At 38.2% G+C, this 19,792-nt stretch carries 18 protein-coding genes; 10 read left to right on the top strand and 8 right to left on the bottom strand.

The features are described 5' to 3' along the window. Positions 1 to 166: 166 nt before the first annotated feature. The 4 genes from MF4642_RS06480 to MF4642_RS06495 are packed head-to-tail and all read left to right on the top strand — an operon-like array spanning position 167 to position 3,678. Positions 167 to 937: a glycosyltransferase gene (locus MF4642_RS06480; RefSeq protein WP_078425683.1), complete on the top strand. Its 771-nt coding sequence runs from the start codon at positions 167 to 169 to the stop codon at positions 935 to 937. Positions 938 to 972: 35 nt separating this feature from the next. Then, on the top strand, positions 973 to 1,956 hold the full coding sequence (locus tag MF4642_RS06485) for a Stealth CR1 domain-containing protein (RefSeq protein WP_058870288.1): 984 nt from the start codon (positions 973 to 975) through the stop codon (positions 1,954 to 1,956). Then, the gene (locus tag MF4642_RS06490; protein WP_078425684.1) at positions 1,953 to 2,711 is read left to right on the top strand and encodes a glycosyltransferase family 25 protein; all 759 of its coding nucleotides are present in this window, start codon (positions 1,953 to 1,955) and stop codon (positions 2,709 to 2,711) included. Before MF4642_RS06485 ends, MF4642_RS06490 begins: the two co-directional genes overlap by 4 nt. A gap of 43 nt (positions 2,712 to 2,754) precedes the next feature. Further along, a complete protein-coding gene (locus MF4642_RS06495; protein WP_078425685.1) occupies positions 2,755 to 3,678 on the top strand; it encodes a glycosyltransferase family 32 protein in 924 nt (307 codons plus the stop codon). A 37-nt stretch (positions 3,679 to 3,715) separates the two neighbouring features. On the opposite strand, the gene MF4642_RS06500 is transcribed toward MF4642_RS06495, so the two are convergent. Continuing rightward, on the bottom strand, positions 3,716 to 4,645 hold the full coding sequence (locus tag MF4642_RS06500; RefSeq protein ID WP_078425686.1) for a lipopolysaccharide biosynthesis protein: 930 nt from the start codon (positions 4,643 to 4,645) through the stop codon (positions 3,716 to 3,718). 69 nt (positions 4,646 to 4,714) lie between these two features. Continuing rightward, complete coding sequence (locus MF4642_RS06505) at positions 4,715 to 5,620, bottom strand: glycosyl transferase (RefSeq protein WP_078425687.1); 906 nt, start codon at positions 5,618 to 5,620, stop codon at positions 4,715 to 4,717. Between the two features lie 769 nt (positions 5,621 to 6,389). Here MF4642_RS06505 and MF4642_RS17145 point away from each other — a divergent pair. The 3 genes from MF4642_RS17145 to MF4642_RS06520 all read left to right on the top strand — a co-directional run bounded on the left by MF4642_RS17145 (position 6,390) and on the right by MF4642_RS06520 (position 9,865). After that, positions 6,390 to 6,731: a hypothetical protein gene (locus MF4642_RS17145; RefSeq protein ID WP_162841301.1), complete on the top strand. Its 342-nt coding sequence runs from the start codon at positions 6,390 to 6,392 to the stop codon at positions 6,729 to 6,731. 114 nt (positions 6,732 to 6,845) lie between these two features. Then, a complete protein-coding gene (locus tag MF4642_RS06515; RefSeq protein ID WP_058870285.1) occupies positions 6,846 to 7,565 on the top strand; it encodes a putative nucleotide-diphospho-sugar transferase in 720 nt (239 codons plus the stop codon). A 374-nt stretch (positions 7,566 to 7,939) separates the two neighbouring features. Then, positions 7,940 to 9,865 carry an acyltransferase family protein gene (locus MF4642_RS06520; protein ID WP_058870284.1) on the top strand — a complete coding sequence of 642 codons (1,926 nt, stop codon included), beginning with the start codon at positions 7,940 to 7,942 and terminating at the stop codon, positions 9,863 to 9,865. Positions 9,866 to 9,917: 52 nt separating this feature from the next. Here the strand turns inward: MF4642_RS06520 and MF4642_RS06525 are convergent, their stop codons facing one another. The 4 genes from MF4642_RS06525 to MF4642_RS06540 form a co-directional block, all read right to left on the bottom strand. Beyond that, entirely contained in the window at positions 9,918 to 10,139 is a 222-nt protein-coding gene (locus tag MF4642_RS06525) for a hypothetical protein (RefSeq protein WP_010327507.1), read from the bottom strand. Positions 10,140 to 10,290: 151 nt separating this feature from the next. Further along, complete coding sequence (locus MF4642_RS06530) at positions 10,291 to 11,175, bottom strand: lysophospholipid acyltransferase family protein (protein WP_078425688.1); 885 nt, start codon at positions 11,173 to 11,175, stop codon at positions 10,291 to 10,293. A 318-nt stretch (positions 11,176 to 11,493) separates the two neighbouring features. Then, on the bottom strand, positions 11,494 to 13,278 hold the full coding sequence (aspS, locus tag MF4642_RS06535; protein WP_004697728.1) for an aspartate--tRNA ligase: 1,785 nt from the start codon (positions 13,276 to 13,278) through the stop codon (positions 11,494 to 11,496). 151 nt (positions 13,279 to 13,429) lie between these two features. Then, positions 13,430 to 14,194, bottom strand: coding sequence for a DUF4184 family protein (locus tag MF4642_RS06540; RefSeq protein ID WP_078425689.1), 765 nt, complete (start codon positions 14,192 to 14,194; stop codon positions 13,430 to 13,432). 138 nt (positions 14,195 to 14,332) lie between these two features. Here MF4642_RS06540 and znuD point away from each other — a divergent pair, with 138 nt between their 5' ends. Both znuD and MF4642_RS06550 read left to right on the top strand, forming a co-directional pair. After that, positions 14,333 to 16,366: a zinc piracy TonB-dependent receptor ZnuD gene (gene znuD / locus MF4642_RS06545; RefSeq protein ID WP_078425690.1), complete on the top strand. Its 2,034-nt coding sequence runs from the start codon at positions 14,333 to 14,335 to the stop codon at positions 16,364 to 16,366. 165 nt (positions 16,367 to 16,531) lie between these two features. Then, positions 16,532 to 17,995, top strand: a complete 1,464-nt coding sequence (locus MF4642_RS06550) for a phospholipase D family protein (RefSeq protein ID WP_078425691.1) — start codon at positions 16,532 to 16,534, stop codon at positions 17,993 to 17,995. Between the two features lie 118 nt (positions 17,996 to 18,113). On the opposite strand, the gene MF4642_RS06555 is transcribed toward MF4642_RS06550, so the two are convergent. Then, entirely contained in the window at positions 18,114 to 18,566 is a 453-nt protein-coding gene (locus MF4642_RS06555; protein ID WP_078425692.1) for a hypothetical protein, read from the bottom strand. A gap of 194 nt (positions 18,567 to 18,760) precedes the next feature. On the opposite strand from MF4642_RS06555, the gene MF4642_RS06560 reads away from it, so the two are divergent. Continuing rightward, a complete protein-coding gene (locus tag MF4642_RS06560) occupies positions 18,761 to 19,216 on the top strand; it encodes an RcnB family protein (protein ID WP_227518523.1) in 456 nt (151 codons plus the stop codon). A 69-nt stretch (positions 19,217 to 19,285) separates the two neighbouring features. On the opposite strand, the gene MF4642_RS06565 is transcribed toward MF4642_RS06560, so the two are convergent. Next, complete coding sequence (locus MF4642_RS06565; protein WP_004697744.1) at positions 19,286 to 19,783, bottom strand: phosphate-starvation-inducible protein PsiE; 498 nt, start codon at positions 19,781 to 19,783, stop codon at positions 19,286 to 19,288. Between the last annotated feature and the right edge of the window lie 9 nt (positions 19,784 to 19,792).

Here is a 19,792-nt window from a genome sequence, read left to right on the forward strand (position 1 = left end):
TTCTGAATTATTTTATAATACGGTGCAGGAGCAAGATGTCACGTAAATGAACAATACATTTCAGTTTAATTACCGTGTAATTACTTGGGATTTTATGGCTCTAATCTTCAATCAAACCTAGACTATGTTATGATGCAAAATACTATGTAGATCGGTAGTTTCAAGCATGTCTATACATGAAAATGATGACGTTTTAAATACAACAGAGCAACAAAATCAGAATATTGTGCTGTGTATGAAGTGGGGGACCAAATATGGTTCGGACTACGTTAATCGCTTGTATAACATGGTAAAACGCCACACTACTGTTGACTTTAAAATGGTGTGTTTAACTGACCGTACCGATGGTATTGATCCTGCTGTACAGTGTTTTCCTATTCCTCCATTAGCACTTCCAGAGGGGAGCCCTGAACGTGGCTGGAATAAATTGTCTACGTTTGAGCCAGATCTTTATGGTTTAAAAGGCAATGCGCTCTTTTTAGACTTGGATGTCGTGATTGTTGATAACATCGATAGTTTCTTTACCCATTCTGGGGATTTTCTGATTATTCATGACTGGAAGCGTCCTTGGCGTATTACGGGGAATAGTTCAGTTTACCGTTTTAAGTTGGGTGCTTTTCCAGGATTGATGCCATATTTTCGTGAGCATTTTGATGAAATTCGTCAAAAGTTCCGCAATGAGCAAGCTTATTTGTCTTGGTATGTCGATCAAGAGAAAAAGCTCTCTTACTGGCCTGACAGTTGGTGTAAAAGTTATAAGTATCATTGCTTGCAAAAAATACCTTTGGCGTACTTTAAAGCACCCGTAAAACCCGAAGGTGCAAAAATTATTGTTTTCCATGGGGAAATTAATCCACCTGATGCAGTAAATGGTGGTGGTGGCAAGTGGTATCGTTACGTCTTGCCATCAGATTGGATTAAAGAGGCTTGGCATTAAAAACCCAATGTTGGTTTACTTTTGATTAGAAAATTATGAAAAAACTAGATTTTGTTATTGCTTGGGTTGATGGAAGTGATGAAAATCATCGATTGAAACGTCAACAATTTCAACCTGAAAATGTTGTAAAAGGTGCAGCGGAAGACACTCGATTTGCCCATAATGATGAAATCTATTTTTCGATTGCTTCAATTCTGAAATATGTTCCGTATTGTGGAACGATTTACATTATAACTGATCACCAACAGCCGAGTTTTGTTGGGGAGTTTGAAGCGCAGGGGCTATGTCGCTCTGGTCAAATTCAAGTGGTTGATCATCAAGAAATATTTAGAAATTACCAACAGTATTTACCTACTTTCAATTCACTTACAATTGAAACGATGCTTTGGAATATTCCAAATTTATCGCAATATTTCATTTATTTAAATGACGATTTTTTCTTTAATGCACCATCTAAAATCAGTGATTTCTTGCTCGATGATTATATTAAGATTTATGGGCACTGGTCTAATAATTTATTAGTTAAAACTAAATTTAATATACGTAAAGGGTTGAATAAATATTTTGCTAAACCCTTAGCGCCTAAATATACGGTTGCTCAGATGTTGAGTGCGGAGTTGTGTGGGATGAGCCGCTATTTTGAGATTCATCATCGACCACATGTTTTAGATAAAATATTATTTCAAAAATACTTTGAAGCCCATCCATCTGTTTTAGAAAAGCAAATTTCCTATCGTTTTCGTAGTGCCTTACAGTTTTTACCTGTAGGGCTCAATAATCATTTAAAAATTAAGTACAAACAAGCTGAGCTTTTCAATGATATCGAAATTGCATATTTGAAAAATGAAACATCAATTGAATTATTTTTAAAAAATTTGAATAATTCTAATGTTAAATTTGGTTGTATCCAAAGTTTAGATCAATTTGAAGAGAAACAATTTCAAAAAATATCATCAGCTTTGAATTTGAAATTTAAAGACTATTTACCTAAATCTATTGCTTTTAAGAGTCCATCATGAAAGTTGTTACTTATTTGATTAATTTGGATGGCAGTCAAGAACGACTTGAGCGAGCAACGCAGCAGCTGAATCAAGTCAACTGGCCTTTTGAGCGCTTTTCTGCAGTCGATGGTCGTGGTAAAGATTTAACTGAATTTGCAAACTACGATGATCAAGGGGCGAACGACGTACTCGGTCGCAGATTGATGAATTCAGAATTGGGCTGCTATTTAAGTCATTATGGCTGTGCGGAACAATTTTTAAGTACGGATGCTGATTATTTGGTGGTACTTGAAGATGATATGAAAATCAACCAAGACTTCAAAGACAAACTTGATGGTGTGATTGAGTATCTCGATCAGCATAAAGAGCTGGATTGGTATCTGATTAATATTGCAGCCAAAAAGAAAAAACTGAGCAAAGATATTACGAATATTGATGGCATGAGTTTATGGCACGCTTTTTATTTTCCTATTCGTGGTCTCGGTTTAGTTTGGTCGCGCAAAGGTGCAGAAGCATTTATACAAGCAGGAAAATCAATGACCATGCCTGTTGATATTTTCTTCCAAACCTGGCTCAGTAAAAATGGTAAAGGTTTGAGTGTATGGCCAGCCTTGGTAAGGCCCGCTGGTTTAGACAGTGATATTTTGGGAACTGTAGCCGCACAAGGAATTTCTCGTAAAGAAAAAGAAGGTCGAAGCTTTTCTTATGGGATTAAAAAACAAAAACGAATGTGGCGCGACAAATTTTATGCAGTGAAGCATAAGTATTTGTAATTGTCCTAAGGTGTTTCGATACAAGGCTAAATGATCGACTAAAATGAAAATTTTTAAAAAGTTATTTTATATTTTAAAGTTTTATACACTGCTTAATTTAAAACAACGAAATAAATGTGATGCCATAGATAACTATGCAGATCAGATTGTTTTACAGGCTAAGCTAGAGAATCAAGGCATTCAATTACCTAAAAAGATATGGATCTATTGGGAAGGGAATATGCCAGCTTTGGTTCAGCATTGTATTGATCGTATTGAGAAATTACATCCTGACTATACCGTGAATTTATTAAATCCAAAGAATGTTGCGGATTTTATAAGTTTTGATTTAACTTCACCTATTTTGCAGAAGGCAACATCTCAACAACGTGCAGACTTAATTCGGTTCGACCTAATTTATCATTATGGTGGAATTTGGTTGGATGCGAGTATTATTATTTATAAAAAATTAGATTGGATTGAAAAGCTCATCCAGCAAACACAAACGCAAAGTTTTGCCTATTATCGGAAAAAAAATACCATATTAGCTGATTATCCAGTAATCGAAAACTGGTTGCTGGCTAGCGTAGCACACAATCCATTTTATCAATTATGGTTTAAGGAACTCTTTAGCGCTATTGAAATCGGGCCAAAACAATATATTCAATATATTCAATCTAACTATGATAATTCTCAAGATTATTTCCAGCATATAGGTCGCTTAGAATACCTCGTGGCTTATGTTGCATGTCAGAAAGTGATGCGTGATATATCGCCGAGTATGGTTTTAATCAATTGTGATGAGAATGCATTTTTCTATCAAGTGAAGAATAAATGGGTCAAGGAAAAGACCCTAATTGATCTGGCTATTTGTGAGGCTCCAGATGAGTATCCGAATCTCATAAAACTTGCAGGGAAAGAGCGTCAGATATTGGATAAGCATTTTGCGCGAGGGCAATATTTCAAGCACTCACTTTTGGATTTTTAGTCAGCACTCGAAAAAATAGCCTTGAATCGGGTGTATTTTATTGGAATTTAAATAAGTCCTTTGCATTTACTTTTGGAAATGCTTCCACAGCACTATGTTCAGAAAGGTTATATACGGTAATTCCTTGAGCCTTAAAAAACTGTGCCGCTAAGTCGAAAGCTGGTAATGTGAAATCTAATGATCTGTCTAAAAGCGTTGGTTGTTTATTTTCAGCACTCTCATAGAAACGGGGCTGGGAAAAATTATTCATGTCTAACCCAGCTAAGTAAATCTCTTGATAGCGGAGTGAGTGAATAATCTGTAGTGCAACGTAGGCTACAGTAAAATAATCAAAGATCGCGGTATATATTTGAGTTGAAAAACCCAATTGATTGTTGGTATAGAAATAACTTTTTTGCATGTCGACCGCTTTTTTAGGCTGTAAGATTGGTTCAATTTCACCGCGAGTAATAGGTTCTACGACTCTAATGTTACATTGGATATCCTGAAATAAAACTTTTCTTAAAATCTGGTCTAAACAACGTGGTGTAGTGTAAAACGTACAATTGCTATTGAGGACTTTCAACACCAAATCAAAACGGCTCTCAACGAAATTATGGTCAATAATGACATAATGCTTAAACGCAACATTAGGCATCGAAATTGCGCCATTTAATCCAATATAATCTATGTCGGAGCGGGTAAAAGCTTCGGGAGGGATCCGTTGTACTGATGGCCCAGTTGCAATCATCATGCATGGTTTATTTTCTGTACAAATAGCTTGCGTATTATCGACGACCAACTTCTGTTTGAAAAAAAGTTTTTGTAAGCCATTTTCAGTATCACGTTCAACCTGATAATACGGCCAAAAACGGCGATTATGTTTGTATTGATTTGAATGACTTAATTTATAAACGACTTTATAAATGCTTCTAAAACACAAGTTTGAAAAAAATAATTGTAAGGTCTGTAGCTTTTTAGGAATCATAAACAAGTCATTCAGGTTGAACGTTTTAAAAAATTGGCTAAGTTGTGACTAAAGCAGTCACTTTAAGTTTTAGTCATCTAGTCTAAATTTGTTGCTATTGAGTTTAGACTTTAATTTATTGAGCTTCTGAGTGAACCAAGATTCTTTCTGCCCTGGACGTGTAATTTTATTGCCGTGATAGTTGGCTTGAGTTGCTTTGGTAAAAGCACCAAAAGGTTCAATCATATATTGTTCTGGTTTGTATCCAGCAGTTAGTGCTTCGTCATAATATTGATCAAAAAGTGCTATTAGATCTGCCCTAGGGTGAGGCATTATTTCACCATCAAACCAGTGCTTTTGGCCTGTTGCTTCAAGACGAGATAATGAATACATATGACTGAACTGCGTGCCCATATCTGAGTAATGTAGAATTTTGATTTGTTCAATCGACATTCCTTCGCCATCAATATTATTGTAAGAATCTTGATAAGGTTGTACGAGATTTGGTTTTTCTTTTAGAAGGCGCATTAAATTCTTATGTGCATCTGGATTGGATTGAATGTCTTTCAATGCTGGAAGATATTGTTTGGCTTTTTTACAATCCCATACACAAGTACATAGACGCGCTGAGCTTTTGCCGCCCTTAGCGATAACAATGGCATCGTCTTGCATTGGATGAGACCAAAGTTCTGCAATATCACAAAGTACAATGACGTCGGCATCCATGTAAATTGCGCGGCCTTCGAAGTTACACGATTCAGGAATGGCCCAACGGAAACCAGAAAAAGGAGTAGCCCATTTTTCAGTACGCCATCCCTCACCAGTCTCCTGATTGGTATACCAAGGGCTGTTTGTGTCATGACTCAGTTGCATCCAAGTAATATTCACAGGATGCGAAGTGTGCTTACGAAGACTATATTCAAGAACCATCATTTGTTCTAAGTCACAATTATTGGGATCACAACCTACAAATACTTGAATTACTTCATTATTCATCTTGATAACACTTTTCATAAATTATAAAAATTAATGCAATTAAAAGAGAATCGTTATCTTCGATAAACTGCATACCCATGTTTAAATTACTATTGTAATTATAGTACTTTAACTTTTCTAGTGTATTGAAGATCCTTATTTTTTTCACTATTAAAATCATATACTTAGGAGTGTTGGTTGTGAGATGAGATAAGACGCGTTTGAAAGTAAGATAGGGTAATTGGTAGTTCAAGATTGTATGAATCTTGGGCGAAATGCTGTACACTAATTGATTACGCTCATATGAATCCTTTTTAGTTGTACAATCGTTCAGTCACAATTATGCAAAACTTTGTTATTAGTCTGGCTTCCGAGAATGAACATATTACATCGGAATTTAGTAAGTAAGGAATAGTATTCAGTTTTTTTTAATGCAATTACTCCTGATTTAATTGATCGGGTAGCAAAAGATTTATTTTTAGATATCGGGAGCTTAGACTTAAAGCTTAGTGAAATTGGTTGTTTATTAAGCTATGTTGTACTGTGGTAAAAAGCAGTGATGACAATCTAGACTTCATTGGTATATTTGAAGATGATATTCATTTAGGACAACAGGCGGCAACTATTTCTAGCTAGAACCGAGTGTCGGTTCCAAAAGATAGTCATATCATAAAAGTAGAAGCATTTTATCCCAAAGTAAGTGCTTCTATTTATTCAAAGCGTATCCTGTCATCTACTCGAAAATTGGTTGCTTTGAAATCAAAGAATATGGGGACAGGGGGGCTATATTTTGTCAAATCAGGGTGCTCGTGCATTATTGGCTTTTATTAAAGAATATAATAAGTTAATTCCAATCGATCATATTATGTTTAAAGACTATCTAGTGAGTGGTGAACATAAGGTTTATCAAATGTTACCAGCGCTTTCTGTCCAAGATTTTATCTTAATGAGAGGCAAAACCAGTCTACCTAGTTATTTAGCACAAGAGCGTAAATTAAGAAAAGTAAATATTTCTAAAGTTGAGGAAAGGTTAACGCTTAAAGGTAAGTTTACAAAAGAGTTTAGGCGGTTTTTAGCTCAACTGATACGCTTTAGGAAGGTGGAATATATTGTTAAAATTAAATTCAGATAGTATTGCTGGCTATCTGAATTTATGTAATTTGGTTATTTTGAACTTCCTATTCGTTGACGAAGCCCCAATGACTATTTAAGATTATTCTTTATTATTTATATATATAGGGCTTTCATGCTAACAATTTTTGGATTTCATACGGATGATAGTCTTTATACGAAACATGCCAAAATTTTAGAATGTTCTGCAATAAAATTTGGAATAAAATTTCATTTTGAAAGCCTACCTCAAGATGAATGGCAGAGAATTATTGCATTAAAGCCTTCTTTTATTGCTGAATTTCATAGAAAATTAAAAGAGCCAGTTCTTTATATTGATGTTGATGCAATTATTCTGGAGGATATTAAACCGTATTTTAATTCTATTACTGAAGATATTGCAATTCATTTTATTAATGGTAATCGATTATTAAGTGGGACAATGTTCATCAATAATACGCCTAATGCATACCTTCTTATGGATGAGTGGGAGAAAAGGATGTTGGCTGAACCTGATGTGTGGGATCAAATTATTCTTCAGAAGTTGATACTTGAGTGGGTAGAAGAAAAGAAAATTACATTGAAAAATCTTCCTCCTGAGTATACTTTCATTTTTGATACCTCTCGAAAAGCATATGGAGACTCTGTAAAGCCTGCTATTGAGCACTTACAGGCCAGTCGTGATAAGCGTTGGGTTCAAAAATATCAGCGTAGGAATGCTTTTTACCGCTGGTTTATGCGTTCAACAAATTTAGCTAAAAGTACACGGAAAATTTTGACTCGACATGCTGTTGTTAATGCTCGTACGAAACAATTGGGGATCAATATACAGTTAGAACTTCAGGATTTAATATAGATATTTATTATTTATATAATTTTTTATTTTTGTGTTCATTTTTATGAATCTTTCCCATAAAAGTGAAGAGAATGTAAGTGACAAAACTTTATGTGCTAGCCATACATAAAGTTTGATTTAGGAAAAACCTACTTTTATCGAATGATTTGCATAATGTTGAACAAGGACTGAACCACATGAAATGCAGTATTCTTGAGTGAGGTTATGATTTTGCTATTATCTGCATAAAGATGCTAGGTGTGTTTCGATATAGATTGCCTTACATCTTTTATAGAAGGTACTTGTTTCTTAGTGATCGCAATAATATTCTTGAATCACATCTCTCCTCTTTGCTGAGAAAATTCAGCATTCTGTAATTGAATAAGTTGCTATAAATGAACTTTAGATACGATATAAATGGACTTCGTGCAATTGCAGTTCTTGCAGTTGTACTTTTCCACTTCAAGCCACAATGGTTACCTGGTGGATTTGCTGGAGTTGATGTTTTTTTTGTCATTTCAGGCTTTTTAATGACCTCCATTATTTTTAATGGTGTAGAGAAAGACTCTTTTAACTTATTCAAATTCTACAATGCTCGCGCTAATCGTATTATTCCAGTACTTGCCGCAGTATCCACAGTATTAATTGTTTTTGGTTGGTTCTACTTACTACCTACAGATTACAGTGATCTGGGCAAACAGATTGAAAAAAGCGCTTTATTCATCTCAAACCTTTTATTTGCGGAAGGTGGTGGGTATTTCGATACAGCAGAACATACTAAATGGTTGCTACATACTTGGTCACTTTCTGTAGAATGGCAATTCTATATTTTTTTCCCAATTATCATTATTACACTGAAGAAATATTTAAATTTCACTAATCTTAAGCGTGCTGTAATTAGTTTATTTATAGCAAGTTTTATCTTTAGTATGTATGCAACATACAAAGACAGTAAAACAGCTTACTTTTTACTAACCAGCCGTGCTTGGGAGATGTTATTTGGTGGATTAGCATTCCTCTACCCTTGGTCATTAAAGAATAAATTACAACAAATCAGCACACAGTGCTTCGGACTAATCTTAATAGGCACTTCGTATTTTTTGATTTCAAAAGATACACCGTGGCCAGGCTATATGGCATTGATTCCAGTATTGGGAGCCTATCTTATTATTGTAAGCAATTACCAGAACAATTTATTGATTAGCAATCCTATTTTTAGTTACATTGGGAAATGGTCATATTCAATATATGTCTGGCATTGGCCATTGGCTGTCTTTGGATTCTACTTTGTGCTTCCTGATTGGTGGATGTATGGAATACCACTTTCAATTTTACTCGGGTGTTTAAGTTATCAACTTATTGAAAAAATCAATTTCCCTAGATATTCTTCATGGAGAGAAATTTATAAAATTACGCCTTTATATATTTTTCTAATTATTTTAGCTTGTGGATATATTATTAAAGAAACTGATGGGATGAAATTCCATTATTCAGATAAAGTACTAAGTATACTTTCTGAGGTTGAAGATATGAATCCATATGATTGTAATGAAAATATTCAAACCTCAAATATTTGCAAAATTGGAAATGATAAAAAAATAAAGGCCATTGTGATCGGTGATAGCCATGCGACAGCGCTCAGCACCTCTGTATCAGCCAGTTTAAACCTTAATCACGAAGGTATATTGTTCATAACAAATGATGCATGCCCACTTTTACTTGATGCTCAATTTCGCAGTCATCAAAATAAATGTGCTGAGATTAATCAAAAACGCTTTAATTTCATCAACTCAAAAAAGTTTGAAAATGTTCCTATCATTCTAATTGCAAGATTTCCCTTATATATTGATGGAGAGACAGATCCATCTAGACGTAGGGTGGAAGATGAAAAACCTGCAATTTACTTTAATAATGATCTAGAGATGCCTAGATTAAAAGTTTTTGAGATTTTTTCATTGAAATTAGAAGAGACGTTCTGCCAAATAACAAAAACAAACCCGCTATATATTGTGCAACCTATCCCAGAAATGCCGAATCATGTCCCCAAAATGTTAGCTAGAAACCAGCTTCTTGGAACTAAATTTGTAACTTCTGTCCCATATATAGGTTATATGCAGAGATCTAGAAAATTTAGAGATGCCATTAACTTCAGTGCTCAACGATGCAATGCAAAGGTTCTAGATCCTGCCAAAATCTTATGTAAAAATGGAGAGTGCATCAGTCAATTTAATGGAAGACCCATATATCGAGATGGTGATCATTTAAGTGAGTATGGTAATAAACTGTTAACGCCAATTTTTAAAGAAATTTTGAATAAATAAATTTTGTAAATTCCCTTTAAAAAGTAAGTATTTATTTACTTTTTAAAGGGCCCTAATTAGGTTTATCCGCATTTCCTTTCAAGACCATATAAATTAAGCCGACAAAAATGACAAAAGCACCTGCAAGGCTACTTACACAGAAAAAGACAATGCGGTCATAGGTGGTTAAATTAAATAATTGATTGTCTAAAATATAGCGCATGAAAAACCACTGTACGATTGCAAAAACAATTAGCACAATACCACGACGACGGACTTCAGGACGCATAGCCATTCGGTTGCTCACAACTTATCTAAAACAGTGCGCTATTATGCCACTGCTGAGAATTGATCTCAAATGAATAAAAGTATTCTATTCAGGCCGTTAGGAAATAGTATAAATTATTCTTTCAAAATTCTTGAAATCACGTGCTGGTTTGTGGAGCCTACATTGGTGGCTGTATCCGATAAGCATTGATATTGCCATAACAATTTCTAAAACGTCTATAGGACCATATATATTGTTCAGGTGCTTGGTTAATCATGTCTTGCATGGCAAGATTTAAACTGTCCACAGATAACTGTAGATCTTTCGATAAAATATCTTGAGATAACTCAGTACAGTACACATCAAAACCCTCTGCGCCAGCATTACGAATACAACTTAATCCAATCACATTGCATTGCGTTTTAGCCGCCATTTTAGAGACAAGTGTCGTGGACAAAGTATTTTGCTGGAAAAAATATGAATAAATACCACCGCTAGGTTTTGGTAGATGGTCCGGTAAAATCACGGTCAGCCCACCTTGTTTCAAGTGTTTGAAGATACTGCGGATACCTGTTTCATCGGTGGGAACTAGTGTGGCATTAAACTTTTGGCGTGCAGCTAAAATATAGCGGTTAATCCCTTTAATTTTATAGGGTTTATACATGATCATTGGTTGCGTATAGACATTTAACCATGCATTTAACAGCTCCCAACAGCCAAAATGCGGAATGACCACAATTACGCCTTTTTTATTGGCTAAAGCCTCTGTGAGAACGGATTCACCATGAATATTTTTTAATAACTCTAAGTTGTATTGTGGTGACATACCCCAACATTTTAAAAATTCGATATAGGTCTGACACTGGCTTTGAATACTGAGATGAACGCGTTTTTGGAGTGTTATTGGGTCGAATTCAGGGTAGGCCAACTGCAGATTAATGGTGGTGATACGCTTAATTGAAGAGTCACTATAGTAAAGCAGGTGTGCAATTCCGCGTGCGATGTATTGTAAAAAGGACAAGGGAAAAAGTGAGATGATTTTAAGTAGATAATAAATAGCCATATTTTGACTCAGAAATCTTTTGAAAAGATGAGATGAGAGAAAATTTTGCAAAGAGACTTAAAAATCTAAGATAGATAAAATCAAAAAAAGATGAGCGTCTTAAGAACAAAATAAATGAATAAATCAACAGAATGATTTAGTGCAAGAACTGCTGCAATAAAATATAGACTATCGTGAATCACTGTAAGGGGGATAGATCAAAAGTTCAAAGGAAATTTTGGAAAATTTGAAGCTAAAAAATATCTATGGAATGGATGGTCTTGTCTTGAATGAAAAAACCCTGCACATGGCAGGGTTTCTTTAATCAAAATCTAAAGATTATTTGGTTTCTTCAGCTTTTGGTTTTTCACGTAAGCGAATACCCAAATCACGTAGTTGATTTGATTCAACTGGTGCAGGCGCTTGCGTTAATGGACATTCAGCAGTTTTGGTTTTCGGGAATGCAATCACGTCACGAATAGACGCGCCACCCGTCATGAGCATGACTAAACGGTCTAGACCGAATGCTAAACCACCATGCGGAGGAGCACCGTAACGTAATGCGTTGAGTAAGAAGCTGAATTTCTCTTCTGCTTCTTCTTCACCAATACCTAAAGCTTCAAAAATTGCTTTTTGCATTTCTAGGTTATGAATACGCAGTGAACCACCACCAATTTCAGTACCGTTTAACACCATGTCATACGCCACAGAAAGTGCAGCACCTGGGTTATTTTTCACATCTTCAACGCTTGATTTAGGCAGTGTGAATGGGTGGTGAACAGAGGTCCATTTGCCATCATCTGTTTCTTCAAACATTGGGAAGTCAACCACCCAAAGCGGTGCCCACTCGCAAGTCGACATTTTCAAGTCATGACCGACTTTAATACGTAAAGCACCCATGGCATCGTTCACAACTTTAGCTTTGTCTGCACCGAAGAACACGATATCGCCATTTTCTGCACCAACACGTTTCAAGAGATCAAGCACGATTGGCTCGATGAATTTTACGATTGGAGATTGTAAGCCTTCGATACCTTTTTCAAGCTCGTTTACTTTAATGTACGCTAAACCCTTTGCACCGTAGATGCCGACAAATTTCGTGTATTCATCGATTTGGCTACGTGGTAAAGAGCCTGCACCTGGAACACGTAATGCAACGATACGGCCTTTAGGATCTTTCGCTGGACCTGCGAATACTTTGAATTCAACTTCTTGCATCAGGTCTGCAACGTCAACCAATTTCAAAGGAATACGTAAGTCTGGTTTGTCCGATGCATAGTCACGCATAGCATCTGTATACGTCATGCGTGGGAATTTATCGAATTGAACATCAAGAAGTTCTTTGAACATCTTAACGGTCAAGGTTTCCATTAAATCCATGATGTCATCGTCACTCATGAACGATGTTTCAACGTCGATTTGGGTGAATTCAGGCTGACGGTCTGCACGTAAGTCTTCATCACGGAAACATTTTGCGATTTGGTAGTAACGATCGATACCACCCACCATCAACAATTGTTTGAACAGCTGTGGTGATTGTGGAAGTGCGTAGAAGCTACCATTTGAAACACGGCTTGGCACTAAGTAGTCACGTGCACCTTCAGGCGTTGCACGGGTTAAAATTGGAGTTTCAACGTCCAAGAAACCATTGTCTTCGAAATAGTTACGAATGAGGTTGGTTAGCTTAGAACGGAAACGTAAACGATCTAACATTTCAGGACGACGGATGTCCAAGAAACGGTATTTCAAACGAATTTCTTCAGAAATATTGGTGTTGTCGTCATTCAATGGGAACGGCGGAGTTTCTGATGCAGCAAGAACTTCGATTTCTTTACCTAAAACTTCGATTTGACCGCTCACCATATTGGCATTTTCTGTGCCTGCATAGCGACGACGTACACGACCTGTAATTTTTAATACGAATTCTGAACGTACTTTGTCTGCAGTTGCGAATGCTTCAGGAGTGTCTGGGTCAATAACCACTTGCACAAGACCATCACGGTCACGCATATCAAGGAAGATGACACCACCGTGGTCACGGCGACGGTGTACCCAACCGCAGAGAGTTACTGTTTCATCAATTTGAGTTTCGGTTAAAGAACCGCAGTAATGAGTTCGCATCATGGCGTTAAAAATCCAACTATATGGCTAAAGGTAGCGAATACGTAAACAGCGTACCGCCAGAAATAAAGGTAGGATTATGCCTCTTTGGGCATTGACTCTCAAGGTATAGCTTAAAAAAGGCATGAAATAGCATTTAAGCATTGATCTAAATTCAGCCTAAACGATAGTCTCGATCTAAAAATAAAAACAGAATGCAGCCAAAGATTAAAATCAGTAAAGCGACTTGGCTAAACTCATTAATACTTCGCCCTGTAAAATAATACAGGTCTGACTGCCACACTTGCGTGGGGATATAACGTGCATAGTCCCAAACACTGACTAAACCGCCTAAAAGGCTCAGTATGAACAGTCCAATTGCAAAGCGTTTGATTTTTAAACTCACTGGAAAATGTTGCTGATAGGTTTGGTAATAGCGACAACCCATCCACGCCAACAAGGGGAGGGCCAGTGCCGATGTGCCAATTTGTAAAATGCGATGTAGCGGATAATAGTGCCCTAACAAAGGAATCTTCTGGCTTAGAAACTCATGTCCGAACAAAGTTCGGTGATCAACATGGGTGAGTCCGTCCCATAACAGATGCGTAGCCGTGCCGAGCAGTATTGCGAGAATAACGGCCACAGAAAATTTAAAAAAACGCAGCATACTGCTCAGCCTTAACTCATGCTGAATACCTAAAAAACGATAAAAACAGGGCCGCAATAGCGCGTACCACAAAACACAAAAACTGAGTCCAATCCAAAGATCGGGGTGAATCAGTGAAGTCCAGTAGTGGGTAGTATTTGAATTGGCTTGTGTAAACAGTCGATAAAGATCGGGGGTCATACTGCCAATGGCAATGGCAGCAATCGGTAAACGGTCACCACTGAGTTTGGCGAAAGGGGGCGCGAGAACGGCATGTGAAATGGTAAAGGGCATTGATCTGTTGGCGTTGACATCGACTTAGATGGATAGGGCAGTTTATCTTTTTTCTGCGATTGGAATGTTTTTTATTGCAATGAATTTGAAATGTTATATTATAACAATATTCAAAAATTGTACGCTTGAGTGAGTTCCATGGCTTTCCATAAAAATTTGATAACGCTCTCTATTTTGGCGGTGGTCGCACCTGCCGTTTTTGCAGATGACACAACAACACAACAACTTGAAACGTTGACCAGCCAAGCACATCCACTCGTTCAGACCGCTGCTGATTTTGCCGTCGCCGATCAGGTTATCGAACAAAAAAGCTTAAAAGAACGTGCACCGACCATTGGGGATGCTTTGGCCGATGAGTTGGGGGTATATTCAAATCAGTATGGTTCAGGTTCAAGTCGACCCGTGATTCGAGGTCAAGATGGCCCACGCGTGAAAGTTTTACAACATGCTTCAGAAACCGCTGATGTCTCGACTTTATCGCCAGACCATGCTGTGACGGTCGATCCGATTTTGGCCAAGCAAATTGAAATCATCCGTGGCCCTTCAACCCTGTTATACAGTGCAGGCACCGTGGGCGGTTTGGTCAATGTCACCGATCAAAAAATTCCAACCAGCATGCCTGAAAAAGGTCTAGAAGGTACTGCGGGATTACGCTACAATTCTGGCAGTGATGAAAAGTTGGCCAGTGCTGGGGCGACGGTTGCTTTGGGCAGTCAGTTTGCTCTACGGGTTGAAGGTTCAAAGCGTGAAGCGAATGACTATATTGCACCGAACTATTTCCATGAGCATGAGGGTGAACTCGAAAAAGAACGTCGTGTCGGAAATACCTTTGCCAAAGGCAAAACGGTCAGCGTTGGTGGTTCATGGATTGGTGAGCGTAGTTTTGCGGGTATCGCCTATACCAACCGTCAAGATCAATACGGTTTACCTGGGCACAGCCATGAATATGAAAGTTGCACTGTATCAGGTAATTTATTAATTGGATGTGGTGAGGAAGATTATGGGGACGAACATGAGACAGGGCCTTGGGTTGACTTGAAGTCGGAACGTTATGATTTCCGTACAGAAATCTTAAATCCGCTTGCAGGGTTTGAGAAGTTACGAGCCCATGCCAGTTATACCGACTACCAACATGATGAAATTGAAGGCGATAGTGTTGCAACTACCTTTAAAAGTAAGAGTTATGATGCGCGTCTAGAAATGGTGCATCAGCCGATTGTGGATTGGGAAGGTGTGGTTGGCGTACAGTACAATCAACAAAAATTAGATATCACGGGTGAAGAGTCTATTTTAGAACCGACCAAGACGCAAAAGTGGAGCGTGTTTGGTTTAGAACACAAGCAGTGGAATGACTTCCATTTTGAGTTAGGGGCACGTGTCGATCAGCAGACGATTGATATTGAATCTGATCGAAAAGACTATGATGATTATGCCGTGTCCTATTCGGGTGCTGTGAATTGGATGTTTGCACCGAACTATAAACTGTCTTTGGTTGGATCACATCAAGAGCGTTTACCTTTGGCGCAAGAGCTTTATGCTGATGGTAAGCATCTTGCAACCAATACCTACGAGCGTGGCAATGAAAATCTCGATGTCGAAAAGTCCAATAACCTAGAGTTAGGTTTCCATTACGATACGGATAAAATTGATTATCACGTTCATGTTTACCACAACTGGTATGACAACTACATTTATGCTCAAACCGCAGACCGATACGAAAACTTCCGCCTAGTAGACTACACCCAAGACAAAGCGCGTTTTTATGGGACTGAAGCAGAAGCGTCTTATGCCATCAATGATGTGTGTAAAATGAGTGTCTTTGGTGACTATGTACGTGGCAAAATTGACAATGAAAATGCTCCACGGGTGCCTGCTGGCCGTTTAGGAACAAAAGTGAATGCGAACTTTAGTGACACGTGGTCAGGAACGGCAGAGTACTACCATGTGTTTGAGCAAGATCGAATTGCAAGCTATGAGACGGAAACACAGGGCTATAACATGGTGAATCTCGGCTTGGCGTATAATGGTCAGTATATGCAGGGCAATGACTATCGCGTGTATTTCAAAGCCAATAACCTCTTAGATGAGACGGTTTATTCGCATACTTCTTTCTTATCGACCCTTCCACAAGTGGGGCGTAACTTCACAATTGGACTGGACTTTAGTTTCTAAGGTGCTATTTCAAGCTTCACCCCAACTTTTTCCGTAAAGAGGAGGTGCTCCCTCTCTTTTAAGGAGAGGGTTAGGGAGAGGCTACCAAAACATTGACAACAGAAATCCTCTTGAAAAATCAAACAATAAAACCTAGTCTGAGTATATTGGATTAGGTTTTTTGTTATGCGTATCTTTCGAAAATTACATCAGAAGCTCAACTGGACATCGACCCGTTATGTCGGTGTCGTGGTGGGTTTATTGGCTCTGACTTATTTAATCTCCGCAGTTTACCATAGCGTTAAACCACTGCCTGATGGGCTGGACTATACGGGCAAGTTACGTCATGCCGATGTCAAATTTATTGCAGATCAAACCTATATCGATGCACAAGGCAAGCAGCAACAAGATCATCATATTTTCAACGCAGTGTTTAAACTGATTGAAGATGCACAAACCACGATTGTGTTGGATATGTTCTTGTTTAATGATGAAGTGGGGACATCTCAAGCATCACAACGGGCGTTGACTCGGCAGCTGACCGATGCGTTGATTGTCAAGCGAAGCTTACATCCAAATATTGAAATCAAAGTCATCACCGACCCGATTAACTCGGTATATGGCGGGCTATTACCTGAGCATTACCGTAAATTGCGTCAGGCAGGCGTGGATGTGATTGAAACCGATTTACGTCCGCTACGTGCTTCTAACCCTATTTGGTCAGGTTTTTGGTATATCTGTTGTCAAAATGCAGGCAATAATCCCGACGGCGGTTGGTTAAGAAACCCGTTTGGGGATGAAAAAATTACCCTACGTAGTTATTTAAACTTATTTAACTTTAAAGCCAATCACCGCAAAACATTGGTGGTCGATACCGCGGAAGGTTGGAAAACCTTGGTCACATCTGCGAATCCGCATGATGGCAGTTCGCGACATTCCAATGTGGCGCTGTTGGTGACAGGCAATACCGCAATTGATGTCTTGAAAACAGAGCAAACTGTAGCACATATGTCTCAGGGCGATGTACCAATGGTGATTCTGGGCGAAATTGCAGGAAATCCATCGCAGCCTCAAGTACAGGTACTGACTGAAAAAGCAATCCTAGATGCAACACTCAATATGTTGAATAGCGCAAAAGCCAATGATCAGATTGATTTGGCGATGTTCTATTTGTCTGAGCGTCAAATTATCAATGCTTTAAAAGATGCACAGAAGCGCGGCGTTAAACTTCGGATTTTACTCGACCCCAATAAAGATGCATTTGGTCGTCAAAAGAATGGAATTCCTAATCGTCAAGTTGCGTCTGAGCTTAACGATGCAGGTATTACAGTGCGGTGGTGTAATACTCAAGGAGAGCAGTGTCATAGCAAAATGATTTTAAAACGCCATGCGCAAGAAGCAGAGCTCATTTTAGGTTCAGCGAATTTTACCGCACGGAATTTGAAGAATTATAACTTGGAGACCAATTTACGTGTGATTGGCCAGTCTAACGCAGCGGTGTTTACAGATGCACAGCAATATTTTGATGGGGCATGGTCGAACTTAAATGGTCGTCAAATGAGTGTGGGCTATGAGCAATATAAAGATGAGTCAAAACTCAAATATGGGCTATACCGCTTTATGGAATGGAGTGGTTTGTCAACGTTTTAATTTCGAATTTTTTCCCATTTTTTGCCGTTTCATAAAAAGCGGCACTTCTCCTATATTGTGCAAGATGAAAAGTCCCTCTTTCTAAAGAGGGACTTAGGTAGATTTAATTTTTAAGATTTTACTGTTCAGGATTTGGCGGGATGATTTGATCCAAATCTTTATCGGTCATGCTATCGAGTTCATGTAGATCGGTTTTGATTTTCCATTTTTCAATATCTTCCACTGGACTCGGTAGACGTGCTTCTAACCAGTCGCAAATGACATCGGGTGGAAAATCAGCATGGTTACACTGAATGACCCATGCCAAGAATTGCTTGGCTTCACCATTCATATATGGCGGGGGTGACACAGGTAAAAACTGCGTCGGTAGGCGCTCATTTTTAGAAATATAGTTCAGTACATGTCCCAGCTCTTGTACCGTTTGCCATGCCAAAGGATGATCTACATCAATTTGAAACTTAAACCACCATGCACTTTTGCCATCTGTGCCATAAGCATCAATCAGATTTTTTTGAATACTGGGCACTTTTCCAAAATATTCATAGAGTCGATCAAAACTTAATTCAGCCACGATTGTTCATCCAATACATTTATAAACAAAGATTAAGTATAAACTGAAAACATAGACGATTTTTTGCTTTTCAAAGAAATCCTGCTTCAAACCTTATAGCGGTGATAACGGTCAGTGATCTAAAATTGACAGCTTGTATATTTTTTATCCATAAAATGGGTTTAAAATAATAATATTCACCTCAGTGGAGGAAGATGATGAAATATTTAAAAATAATCTATGGAATAAGTTTACTCAGCTTATTTCCTGCACTGAGTTTTGCTCAACCAGCGACGCGTTATTATGGAAAACCGCTGACTTCGCAAACCCAGCGTTTCCCAACCTATGCTGGGCCGTATCAAGGTGCAATGCCCAGACCTACATCACCGCCTCAAATTGAACCCCCTCATCACAGACCACCTCCGCACCATCCACCACATGGCGGATATCCAATGCGACCCGGTGTGAGTATTATTTACCGAGCGCCCAGCTATTCAACCTATAGTCAGGAAACCAATAGCTATGTGTATGGGGATGGCGACTCCAGTATTGAAAGCCGTGATTATGTGTTGATTACCGATTGGCGACGTTTGGGACTGCCAGACCCACCTGAAGGTATGCACTGGATCTATGAAAATGGACGCTACGCTTTAGAGCCGGATTCAAAATAAATGAATCTTTGATTGATACAAAAACCCTCCGTTGTTTAGACAGAGGGTTTTTTAGTGGTCAATAAAAAATTAAGCGAGTTCATCATCTTGTGGGCGTGGTGTTTTTCCTTCAGGTAAAGGCTTGTCGGCATGTTTATCCCGAATTACTGAAGGATAATTCCACGATGCATAACGCACTACCAAGATTGCAACCGCCATAATTAAAATTGAACCCGTAATAATCACCAAATCCATATCAGCTTTGTGATCATGCTGGATATCGGAAATTAAAAGTCGGGTGAGCGCAGTGATGGCGATATAAATTAAAAAGCGGACAGGCATGTGGTTGGTTTTGAAATAGATACCAACCATTGCACCCAGTTCGAGGTAAATGAATAACAGTAAAATATCATCAATTGAGGCATATTGTTTAATGGTCAGGATCTCATAAACGGTATGTCCTGCCGACCAAATCACCATACAGCCAATAATAAATAAAGCCACATAGTGAAAGCTTTCTACTGCAGTATTGCCCAGTTTATCGAGGAGGGTTTCTATTTTCTCTATTTTAGGGTCACGGTTAGTCATGGCTGCCTC

Origin of the sequence: Acinetobacter sp. MF4642 (assembly GCF_002018925.1) — a bacterium.
GTDB lineage: Bacteria > Pseudomonadota > Gammaproteobacteria > Pseudomonadales > Moraxellaceae > Acinetobacter > Acinetobacter johnsonii.

What these genes read in the sequence shown, in the direction of transcription:
- MF4642_RS06530 (WP_078425688.1), bottom strand. Translation starts at nt 11,175, where the DNA reads ATGGCTATTTATTATCTACTTAAAATCATCTCACTTTTTCCCTTGTCC.
- MF4642_RS06485 (WP_058870288.1), top strand. Translation starts at nt 973, where the DNA reads ATGAAAAAACTAGATTTTGTTATTGCTTGGGTTGATGGAAGTGATGAA.
- znuD (WP_078425690.1), top strand. Translation starts at nt 14,333, where the DNA reads ATGGCTTTCCATAAAAATTTGATAACGCTCTCTATTTTGGCGGTGGTC.
- MF4642_RS06520 (WP_058870284.1), top strand. Translation starts at nt 7,940, where the DNA reads ATGAACTTTAGATACGATATAAATGGACTTCGTGCAATTGCAGTTCTT.
- MF4642_RS06515 (WP_058870285.1), top strand. Translation starts at nt 6,846, where the DNA reads ATGCTAACAATTTTTGGATTTCATACGGATGATAGTCTTTATACGAAA.
- aspS (WP_004697728.1), bottom strand. Translation starts at nt 13,278, where the DNA reads ATGATGCGAACTCATTACTGCGGTTCTTTAACCGAAACTCAAATTGAT.
- MF4642_RS06565 (WP_004697744.1), bottom strand. Translation starts at nt 19,783, where the DNA reads ATGACTAACCGTGACCCTAAAATAGAGAAAATAGAAACCCTCCTCGAT.
- MF4642_RS06490 (WP_078425684.1), top strand. Translation starts at nt 1,953, where the DNA reads ATGAAAGTTGTTACTTATTTGATTAATTTGGATGGCAGTCAAGAACGA.
- MF4642_RS06540 (WP_078425689.1), bottom strand. Translation starts at nt 14,194, where the DNA reads ATGCCCTTTACCATTTCACATGCCGTTCTCGCGCCCCCTTTCGCCAAA.
- MF4642_RS06560 (WP_227518523.1), top strand. Translation starts at nt 18,761, where the DNA reads ATGATGAAATATTTAAAAATAATCTATGGAATAAGTTTACTCAGCTTA.
- MF4642_RS06525 (WP_010327507.1), bottom strand. Translation starts at nt 10,139, where the DNA reads ATGGCTATGCGTCCTGAAGTCCGTCGTCGTGGTATTGTGCTAATTGTT.
- MF4642_RS06505 (WP_078425687.1), bottom strand. Translation starts at nt 5,620, where the DNA reads ATGAATAATGAAGTAATTCAAGTATTTGTAGGTTGTGATCCCAATAAT.
- MF4642_RS06550 (WP_078425691.1), top strand. Translation starts at nt 16,532, where the DNA reads ATGCGTATCTTTCGAAAATTACATCAGAAGCTCAACTGGACATCGACC.
- MF4642_RS06500 (WP_078425686.1), bottom strand. Translation starts at nt 4,645, where the DNA reads ATGATTCCTAAAAAGCTACAGACCTTACAATTATTTTTTTCAAACTTG.
- MF4642_RS06480 (WP_078425683.1), top strand. Translation starts at nt 167, where the DNA reads ATGTCTATACATGAAAATGATGACGTTTTAAATACAACAGAGCAACAA.
- MF4642_RS06495 (WP_078425685.1), top strand. Translation starts at nt 2,755, where the DNA reads ATGAAAATTTTTAAAAAGTTATTTTATATTTTAAAGTTTTATACACTG.